Origin of the sequence: Vibrio sp. 10N.222.48.A3 (assembly GCF_041475345.1) — a bacterium.
Taxonomy (GTDB): Bacteria; Pseudomonadota; Gammaproteobacteria; order Enterobacterales; family Vibrionaceae; genus Vibrio; species Vibrio tasmaniensis_A.
Map to the genome: position 1 here is coordinate 1 of NZ_JBFRVX010001565.1, position 530 is coordinate 530.

The following is a 530-nucleotide window of genomic DNA, read 5'->3' on the forward strand; positions in this document are numbered from 1 at the left end:
TAAACGCTTACCAACACGTGTGACTGAAATTGTGATTCACTTTAAGAACACACCACACCCAGTGTTTGGTCAAGATGCACCAGAGAACAAACTGATTATCCGTATCCAACCGGATGAAGGTATTCAGATGAGCTTTGGTTTGAAAGAGCCAGGTGCAGGTTTCAAAGCAAAAGAAGTGAAAATGAACTTCTCTTACTCTGATCTGCCTGAGACTCAGATGCTAACGGCTTATGAGCGTCTTCTTCTTGACGCACTGAACGGTGATGCGACTCTGTTTGCACGTACCGATGCAGTAGAAGCATGTTGGAAGTACGTTCAACCGATCTTAGATTTCAAGCAAGACCCTCAAGCACTGTTTGGCTATGCTTGTGGTACTTGGGGCCCACAAGAAGCCGATGAGCTTCTGCAGCGTGATGGCCGCGCATGGCGTTTCCCATGCAAAAACTTAACAGATACGGATTACTGCGAACTATGATCAATCACAAGATCTTTGCAACGCCTGAATTAGTCGTTGAAAACCTAGCAAACGA

The 530-nt window shown here is 45.5% G+C and carries 1 pseudogene; it reads left to right on the top strand.

Going from position 1 to position 530, the window contains the following annotated elements:
* Positions 1–475 (top strand): annotated as a pseudogene (locus AB4653_RS27760) (glucose-6-phosphate dehydrogenase); the annotation flags it as partial.
* Between the last annotated feature and the right edge of the window lie 55 nt (positions 476–530).